We start from the raw sequence: 9,547 nt of genomic DNA, 5'->3' as shown, positions 1-9,547 counted from the left end.
CCCATGCCCCATGCCCCATGCCCCATGCCCATAACTAATCAATCGATCGCTTGAGCATTTTTGTCATCGTTAAACTGTCCAAAGGTTTAGAAAACCAATATCCCTGAGCTAATTCGCAGCCTAGTTCCCGAAGCTGTGCTAACTGTTCGGCTGTCTCAATGCCTTCGGCGATCGCATTTAATCCCAAATTGTGAGCCAAAGTCACGATCGCCCGTACAATCTGCAAAGGCTGACCCCCGCTGTCACCGTTTTCCACAGCCCCCAACCTACTCACAAAAGATCGATCGATCTTCAGCGTATCCAGCGGAAAGCGGTGCAAATAACTCAAAGACGAATAGCCAGTACCGAAATCGTCGATCGACAATCGAATATTTCTATCTTTTAATTGGGCGAGCACAATATTGGCCTTCATCACATTTTCCACGATCGCACTTTCAGTAATCTCCAATTTTAAACAGCTCGGATCGCAGCCAGTTTCTGCCAAAATTTCATCTATATATTCGATTAAATTCGGCATACCTAACTGTTTCGGAGAAAGATTGACGCTCATTGTTAATTGCGAAGGGTCAATAATTGGTAACTGGTAATTGGGAATTGGTGATTGATGATTTGTCACAGATAATTGATGATTTGTCACAGATAATTGATAATCTGTCACAAATAATTGATGATTTGTCACAGATAATTGATGATTTGTCACAAATAATTGATGATTTGTCACAGATAATTTTTTCCCTCTTCCCTCTTCCCTCTTCCCTCTTCCTTCTTCCTTCTTCCTTCTTCCTTCTTCCATCAACATTTCTTGCCAAATCCGCAATTGCTGACAAGCTTCCCGCAACACCCAGGCTCCCAGAGGCACGATCAAACCTGTTTCTTCAGCTACAGGGATAAAAGTAGACGGCGGAACTAGACCCCGAACCGGGTGCTGCCAGCGCACCAAAGCCTCAAAACCCTCGATCGCACCGCTGGCGATCGAAATAATCGGTTGGTAGTGCACAATAAAGTGCGAACATTGATCCTTGCTCTCTCCTAATTCCTCCTTGCCCAAAATAGCCAACCGCAGGTCATTTTCTAACTGCAACAGCGACATAGTTTGGTCGTGCATCGCCAAATTAAAGACTTCGTGGCGGGCCTTACCCAAAGCTTTAGCGCGGTACATAGCGATGTCAGCATCGCGTAGGAATTCTTCTGGGTGAGTGTACGAATTCGATTCGCCACTGGCTGTGACTTCGCCTTGACTGAAAACAATGCCAATGCTAGCCGTGGTAAATACTTCGTGCCCTTCGAGATGAAACGGCTTCGTCAGTTCTTTTTGTATCTTTTTAGCTGCTTCGGTGGCGTCGCTGAGGCTCTGAATGTGGTCTAGCAGGATGGTGAATTCGTCTCCCCCCAACCGCGCGACGGTATCAGAAGCCCGCACGCAGGTTAGCAGCCGATCCGCGAGGGCGACTAGCAGTTTGTCTCCTAGAATGTGTCCTAAAGAATCATTAACTACTTTGAAGCGGTCTAAATCTAGGAAAAGTAAACCAAATTTATAATCGGAGGACTGATTGGATCGGCGGATGGCTTGTCCTAGCCTGTCGATGAACAAAACGCGGTTGGGTAAACCCGTCAGCGCGTCATGAAAAGCGCCGTGTAGCAGTTGCCTTTCTACTCGCTTGCGCTCGGTGACATCTCTGATAATAATTTGGGCGGCGGCTAAGCCTTGATAAGTAGCAGGGATGCCGGCAACTTCAACGTCGATTATTTCTCCGTCAATCCGCATTAGTTTTTCTTCGGCAAGCTCGATCGGCTGATTTTCTTCCTCGACTTGCCTGATGCGCTCTCTGGCTTTTTCGACATAGTTTGGATGAACGAAATTCAATATTGGAAAGCCGATGAGCTCTGCCGGAGAGATGCCACCGAGGAGTTTAGCGCCGGCGGCATTGATGTAGGCAATTTTCCCTTGAATGTAAACGGCGATCGCTTCGGGAGATAGTTCTACTAAACGGCGATACCGTTCTTCACTTTCTTGGAGAGATACTATCAACTCGCAGCGCTCTTTTTCGGCTTGCTGGCGTTCGATTTCCATTTGGTGAACCACCAGAATTTTACCGATGCTTTGAGCCATCAATTCTATGATTTCTATTTCCTGGTACTCAAAATTTTTTGTTTTGATTTCTCGCGAACTAAAACTCAAAGTCCCGTAAATTTTATTGTTAACAAATATCGGCGTTCCGATGTAAGATTCCGAATGGCATTTTTGATAAGCTGGATGTTCGCGCATCTCCATATCTGCTCCTATATGAGAATACGAAACTGTTTTTTTTAGTTTAATCACCGGAGCGCAGTAAGTATCGCTGAGGTGCAATTCTAAGCCTGGTACAAAGTATCCTAAATCTGCTTTCGCTGCCCGCACAATAAAAGTTTCATCCTGAACTTCAGCCATGATGCCAATAGAAAGTCCAAACATTAAACAGCCTGCTGTTAGATAATCGGCAACCAGTTCTTCAAAATTTTGATAATGATAAGTTGTAATCCGGTGCAAGTGTTTGAGATTGGCACCGAACGTGGCTAAGTCTTGGGACTTTAAAAATAATTCTTCTTCCGAACGCTGGCGGTCGGTGACATCTGTTTGCACTCCAATAAAGTGAGTCAAGTGTCGTCGCGAGTTGTATACCGGAGCAATAGAAAGTTCGTTCCAAAAAGGTGTTCCGTCTTTGCGAAAGTTACGCAAGATAACTTGGCATTCTTTGCCTTCTTCAATAGCATTGCGTAGATCTTTAACTTCTTCGGGGTAATTAGTATTTTCTCCCTGTAAAAAACGGCAATTTTTTCCAACTAATTCGTCTCTGCTATAACCCGTGATCCGCTCAAAACTAGGATTGACATAAATAATTGGATTATCTGCAACTGTGGCATCGGCGATCGCAATACCGTTGCTGGTACTCTCGATCGCCCGTTCCATCATTTGTAAGCGCTCTTGCGATCGAATGCGCTCGATCGCCGCAGCTAACAGATTGGCGATCGCTTCTACAAAATAAACGTCATCTTGACTGAAAACCCGCTCTTGCTTGCTGTGAACTCCCAAAATGCCCCAGACCGGCGACTCAGCAGTTTTCACTGGTTCTGCTTGTCCCCAGTTCCTTTTCTCCTGTCCCCGATTGCCGGGAACGATCACAGTAACGCCACTGACAGCCCGGTGGTTGTGCAGCAGTGGCGAGTCGCTAAAGCGCGTTTCCACACGCAAATCTGCGACAATCGTCGGTTGACCCATTAGCAACGTGTAACCTGCTTGCGATCGACTAGAAGCGGTGACAGTAGCGCTACCAACAAGGTCGGGCTGCCAGCCCACCCCCGATCGCAGCAGAAAAGCATGGCCAGAAGGCAACAGTTCCAAAAACTGGCAATACTCGACATCTAGGGTTTGGGCAATTAACACCCCAGCTTTGTCCATCAGTGCGGAAAAATCTGTTTCTGCCAGGGCCTGCTGCCCCAAGTAAGCGACGGCCGCTTGCTGGCGAGCCCGCAAGTGGATTGATGTGAGCAATTCCTGCTCCTTGGCGGCGATTAGCTTGCGCTCGGTAATGTCACAGAACACCGACAAAACAGTTTTTTCCGACAGCAATGTCAAATACCGCATCGATACAGTTGCCCAAAACAGCGTCCCGTCAGCTTTTTTGAGGCGGACTTCTTTCTCGCGGACGTGTCCGTTGCAGGCGAGATCCTCCAGCATTTCCTGGCGCTCAGCAGGCTGGTTGTAGAGGATGGATACTTTTTGGTGGTCGATCGACTGGAAGGCTTTAAGCCCGAAAGCCTGACGGCATAAATCGTTGCTATAAAGAATTATGCCGTCAGGCAGACTGCTGACGATCATGGGCATGGGCATGGAATTGGCGATCGTCAGCAGTAACTCTTTGGTTCCTTGCAACTCTTCGTACAAGTCCGGCTTGGCTGCACAGCCCTGACTGTCTTCAGGAATAAAACTTTCCATTTTTGAATTGATCCATTGAGCGGATAACTTTTTTACACTTGTGGTGAGTGAGGATTTCAGATGCAGAGGACGATCGATCGACCGCCACCACATTAATCTTAACCAGAACAATGCAACTCAGCCCCCCAAAACTGATCGGCTGGAGTTTTAGCTGCGCCCCAGATGGAGATCGCATCTGTCTTTGGGATGAAAGTCTACAGTTTCTCAAGTTGCGTTAAATTTTCATGTATAGCGGGGCACTTTGCCAAATGTGCAACGCCAGCCCCTACTCTAAAAAGTAATGTCATCTGCCAACAACTACCCAAAACTATCCGAGGAGAGAGGAGAAATGCTTGAATCTTACCGCCAACAGGCTGCCGAAAGAGCCGCATTGGGAATTCCACCGCTGCCGCTAGACGCCCAGCAAACCTCAGAACTCTGCGAGTTGCTGAAAAATCCGCCACCGGGAGAAGAAGAAGCCTTAATCGAATTATTGCGCGATCGCGTGCCACCTGGAGTAGACCAAGCAGCCTACGTCAAAGCTGGTTTTTTAACCGGCATTGCTAAAGGCGAAATCCACAGCCCCCTAATTGCTCCCAAATGGGCAGTTTATCTGCTAGGGACAATGATGGGCGGTTACAACGTCCAATCTTTAATCGATTTGCTCAATCCCACTGCCGAAATCGCGATTCCCGCCACCGCAGCCCGCGCCTTGAGCAAAACCCTATTAGTATTTGACGCCTTCCACGACATTCTCGCCCTGTCGGATACCAATCCCTACGCCAAGCAGGTAGTCGATTCTTGGGCTGATGCCGAGTGGTTTACCAGCCGCTCTGAACTAGCCGAAGCCATTACCGTTACAGTCTTCAAAGTCCCCGGAGAAACCAATACCGATGACTTGTCTCCTGCACCTCATGCTACCACGCGGCCGGACATTCCCCTACACGCTTTGGTGATGCTCGAAAGCAAGATGCCCGGAGCTCTGGAAACGATCGCCCAATTGAAAGAAAAAGGCCATCCCGTAGCCTACGTCGGCGATGTTGTCGGCACCGGTTCCTCGCGGAAATCGGCGATTAACTCCGTGCTGTGGCACATTGGTAACGATATTCCGTTTGTACCCAACAAGCGCAACGGCGGATATATTCTCGGAAGTGCGATCGCCCCGATATTCTTCAATACCGCTGAAGATTCCGGCGCATTGCCGATCGAATGCGATGTCGCCAAAATGGAAACCGGCATGGTAATCACCATCCATCCCTACAAAGGAGAAATCACCAACGAAGCCGGAGAAATCATTTCCACCTTCACCCTCAAACCCGACACAATCCTCGACGAAGTTCGCGCCGGCGGCCGCATTCCGCTATTAATCGGACGCACTTTAACCGACAAAATTCGCGAAGCTTTAGGAGTAGGAATTAGCCAAATTTTTACCCGTCCAACTATTCCCGCCGATACCGGAAAAGGCTTCACCTTAGCTCAAAAGATGGTAGGGAAAGCTTGCGGTTTGTCCGGCGTTCGTCCGGGTACATCTTGCGAACCAGTCATGACCACAGTCGGTTCCCAAGACACCACCGGGCCAATGACTCGCGACGAATTGAAAGAACTGGCTTGTCTGGGATTTAGCGCTGATTTGGTGATTCAAAGTTTCTGCCATACCGCCGCCTATCCAAAACCAGTTGATGTCAAAACTCACCACGAATTACCCGATTTCATGTCACAACGGGCGGGCATAGCTTTGCGTCCTGGAGATGGGATTATTCACTCTTGGCTAAACCGGATGTTATTGCCGGATACAGTGGGAACTGGTGGCGATTCTCATACTCGTTTTCCGTTAGGAATTTCTTTTCCTGCGGGTTCGGGATTGGTGGCATTTGCTGCCGCCTTGGGCGTGATGCCTTTGGATATGCCGGAATCGGTCTTAGTCAGATTTAAAGGTGAATTGCAGCCGGGAGTAACGCTTAGAGATGTGGTGAATGCAATTCCCTATGTAGCGATTCAAAGAGGTTTGCTGACAGTCTCGAAACAGAATAAGAAAAACGTCTTTTCTGGGCGGATTATGGAGATTGAAGGTTTGCCCGATTTGAAGGTCGAGCAGGCTTTTGAATTGACCGATGCCTCGGCGGAGCGTTCTTGCGCCGGATGCACGATTAAATTGAGTGTGGAGACTGTTTCTGAGTACATTCGTTCTAATGTCGCGCTGCTGAAAAATATGGTAGCGCGGGGCTATGAAGATGCGCGGACGATGATGCGCCGAGTAGCGAAAATGGAGGAATGGCTGGCTAATCCGGTGCTGTTGGAGGCTGATGCTGATGCGGAGTATGTTGAAATCATCGAAATTGATTTGAACGAGATTACTGAACCCATTGTGGCTGCGCCGAATGACCCGGATAATGTTAAGTTGTTGAGTGCGGTTGCGGGCGATCGGGTTGACGAGGTATTTGTCGGTTCTTGCATGACAAATATCGGCCACTACCGCGCCACGGCCAAGGTATTGGAAGGTTCAGGGGAAGTGAAAACTCGCCTATGGATTTGTCCGCCAACTCGGATGGACGAACAGCAACTAAAAGAAGAAGGTTATTACAGCATTTTTGGAGCCGCTGGAGCGCGCACGGAAATGCCGGGATGCAGTCTTTGCATGGGCAATCAAGCGCGTGTCAAAGATGCCACAACGGTGTTTTCAACTTCGACTCGCAACTTCAACAACCGGATGGGCAAAGATGCACAAGTTTATCTCGGTTCGGCGGAATTGGCTGCTGTTTGTTCGCTGTTGGGTCGCATTCCCACAGTCGAAGAATACATGGAGATTGTGTCGAAGAGAATCGATCCTTTTGCTAGCGATTTGTATCGCTATTTGAATTTCGATCAAATTGCTGGTTTTGAGGATGAAGGGCGAGTGATTGCTTTGGAAGATATGCCGCGCATTGAGGATATTTTGGGAATTCCTGAAGGTGTGTTGAGCAAGTAATTCAAGGGCGGGCAATTGCCCGCCTTTTGTTTACAATAAAAGTAGAGTGGGTTTCACCAACTGAGTTTGTAGGGTGCGCAATGCGCACCGGCTGAGCTTGTAGGGTGCGCAACAAGTTATACGAAAGTTGGTTTGACGGTATCAAGACGATGAAACGCAGGTAAATCAGTAGACTTGTGGCAAAAGTCGAAAGTATCTTGAAATTATCTGCGTTTATCTCCGTTTATCTGCCTTATATCTGCGGTTTTCGTATTAATCAAAGATTTATGCAAGAAGTCTAGTGATATCCGGCGCTGCTCAAAGTCAACCGGTGCGCAGTGCACACCCTACAAACTACTAAGTTTATAAATCGATCGCAATTCATATAAATCCGAGAAAGGAGAAAAGTGATTATGTCTGAACAAGCTTTAATCAGTGAAAGTCCAGCGACAACAACTTCAGCGCCAGAAACTCGCATTGGTAATGAAATGGTAGAGTTTCTCAGTGTAATTCAGCAAACTCCGAGAGCATATTGGCCGAATTTGCTTCAGATGATGCGGTTATTTCTGGAAACTGTGACAGTTAAGCCAATAACTCCCGATACTTCGACAAAAGCTATAGCCGAAATTAAGACAATCGATCCCCTACAGCAGCACGAAGCTCTGAGCAAGCTGCTACAGTCTTGGGTAGACGATGGAGATGAACAGGAACAAACAGAAACCGCTGAAGTTCTCCGCAAGGCACTAGAAGAAAACCCCGTGCATATATAGTCCATGAGCAAAATAGTGTTGTTAGATTCTGGGCCTTTAGGAATTGTTACAAATCCCAAAGCCGCCTCTCCTTTATATCAAGAGGGTAAACTCTGGCTGCAATCTTTGCCGCTAAAAGGTTACATTGTAATGCTTCCTGAAATTGCTGACTATGAGGTGAGGCGTGAATTAATTCGTGCAGGTAAGCTGGCAAGTATTAAACGACTTGATGAACTGAAAGCGGAAATTCCATACCGTCCTTTGACTTCGGAGGTAATGCTTTTAGCTGCTCAGTTGTGGGCGGATGCACGAAGCAGAGGAAGGCCAACGGCAGATCCCCATGCACTTGATGGGAATGTGATTCTGGCGGCTCAAGCAATATTGGAAGCAAATCAGGGAAATGAAGTGGTAATTGCTACAACAAATGTGAAGCATTTGTCTCAGTTTGTGGATGCTCGTGAATGGCTATCGATCTGATGAAGCTGGATTATCAGATAAAAAATTCACCAAAAGCCCGTTAGCGAAGCCCTCGAAGAGGATCGCACTTACAGACTTACCCTCTCCCTGATATACTTTCAAATATAAATATTTTTACAGACACCGTTAGCGAGATCAACAGCATGGTGGAAACAGTGGACACAACAGAAAAAACGGACGATCGCACGCAAGCTCGGTTTTGGGGTAAAGTTACAGTCATAGACGCGGGCGATCGTTACAAGATCAATCGCATCGAAGTCAAACCGGGACACCACATCCGCACCCAAATGCACTATCACCGCAGCGAGCACTGGGTTGTCGTCTCCGGTACCGCTAAAGTTATCTGCGATGACAAAGAGACAATTCTCATGCAGAAACAATCAACCTATGTTCCCATGAATACCGCTCACCGCGTGGAAAACCCCGGCGTGATTCCTCTGGTGATGATTGAAATCCAAAATGGCGAATACCTTGGCGATGATGATATTATCCGTTTCCCCCAAGATGCCGCTGACGAAGATTGATCGGGCAGCTTAACGGAAAATTAAAATTACACGCAATTAAAATTATAGGGGCAATTTAGGAAATTGCCCCTACACGATGATATTAAGGTTGTTAAACACGATAGTCAAATATAGCAATTGGCGATCGTCCTACGGCAAAGCAGCATTTTTCAAATCTACATTTGCCATATTGGCATCTTTTAAATTAGCACCAGTCAAGTCCGAACCGTTCAAATTAGCACCGTTCAAATTTGCACCAGTCAAATTTGCATCCCGCAAGTTAACCCCCATCACATCTATTCCCGACAAACTGCCACCCATCAGGCGGACATTAGCTAAATTCGCTACAGACTGGCGAGCATTTCTCAGGTTCGCACCAGCCAAATTCGCACTTTCTAAATTAGCGCCGACTAAATTAGCGCTGGTGAGGTTGGTATTTTTCAAACTGGCAATTACTAAACCAGCCAGACTCAGGTTAGCGCGAGTCAAATCAGCACCCTCCAAATTTGCCCCGTGCATTCTAGCCCCAATTAGGCTCGCACCTGGCAATTTAGCTTGTGTCAGATTTACTTCGTTCAGTTTGGCTTCGTTGAGGTTAGCACCGCTCAAATTTGCACCGCTCAAGTTTGCACCGCTCAAATTCGCGCCGCTGAGATCCCTACCAGAAAGCTGCGCTCCTGTCAAGTCACAGCCGCTACAATTATTAGTTTCTAATAGTTGCTTGACTTGTGATACGTTTTCTGCTTTGACTCCAGAAGCAAAACCGATCGCAATTAGCAGCCCTGTAGTTGTTAAAATTCCAAATTTCATATACTCACCCTCAGCGATATCTCTCTCTCTAATAATATCCAACATTTTTAGAGAGAGTTGGGTGATCGGTCTCTTAGATAAACTGTGACAATCATCACCCTGTTGTGCACAA

The 9,547-nt window shown here is 47.3% G+C and carries 6 protein-coding genes; 4 read left to right on the top strand and 2 right to left on the bottom strand.

Annotation, left to right across the window (positions count from 1 at the left end; genetic code table 11):
- Positions 1-34 precede the first annotated feature (34 nt).
- The gene (locus tag K4039_RS19185; RefSeq protein WP_265237526.1) at positions 35-3,973 is read right to left on the bottom strand and encodes an EAL domain-containing protein; all 3,939 of its coding nucleotides are present in this window, start codon (positions 3,971-3,973) and stop codon (positions 35-37) included.
- Between the two features lie 328 nt (positions 3,974-4,301).
- Between K4039_RS19185 and acnB the strand changes: the two genes are divergently transcribed.
- The 4 genes from acnB to K4039_RS19165 all read left to right on the top strand — a co-directional run bounded on the left by acnB (position 4,302) and on the right by K4039_RS19165 (position 8,646).
- A complete protein-coding gene (gene acnB / locus K4039_RS19180; RefSeq protein WP_265237523.1) occupies positions 4,302-6,917 on the top strand; it encodes a bifunctional aconitate hydratase 2/2-methylisocitrate dehydratase in 2,616 nt (871 codons plus the stop codon).
- A gap of 392 nt (positions 6,918-7,309) precedes the next feature.
- Entirely contained in the window at positions 7,310-7,666 is a 357-nt protein-coding gene (locus tag K4039_RS19175) for a hypothetical protein (protein WP_265237521.1), read from the top strand.
- A 3-nt stretch (positions 7,667-7,669) separates the two neighbouring features.
- Entirely contained in the window at positions 7,670-8,122 is a 453-nt protein-coding gene (locus K4039_RS19170) for a nucleic acid-binding protein (RefSeq protein ID WP_265237519.1), read from the top strand.
- A gap of 143 nt (positions 8,123-8,265) precedes the next feature.
- A complete protein-coding gene (locus tag K4039_RS19165; RefSeq protein ID WP_375339817.1) occupies positions 8,266-8,646 on the top strand; it encodes a cupin domain-containing protein in 381 nt (126 codons plus the stop codon).
- A 129-nt stretch (positions 8,647-8,775) separates the two neighbouring features.
- Here the strand turns inward: K4039_RS19165 and K4039_RS19160 are convergent, their stop codons facing one another.
- Positions 8,776-9,435: a pentapeptide repeat-containing protein gene (locus K4039_RS19160; protein WP_265237517.1), complete on the bottom strand. Its 660-nt coding sequence runs from the start codon at positions 9,433-9,435 to the stop codon at positions 8,776-8,778.
- Between the last annotated feature and the right edge of the window lie 112 nt (positions 9,436-9,547).

The organism is Lyngbya sp. CCAP 1446/10 (assembly GCF_026130175.1).
In the GTDB taxonomy this organism is placed as follows: Bacteria; Cyanobacteriota; Cyanobacteriia; order Cyanobacteriales; family Microcoleaceae; genus Microcoleus.
Note: the sequence above shows the minus strand (reverse complement) of the source record. Positions and strands in the feature narration are given on the sequence as shown.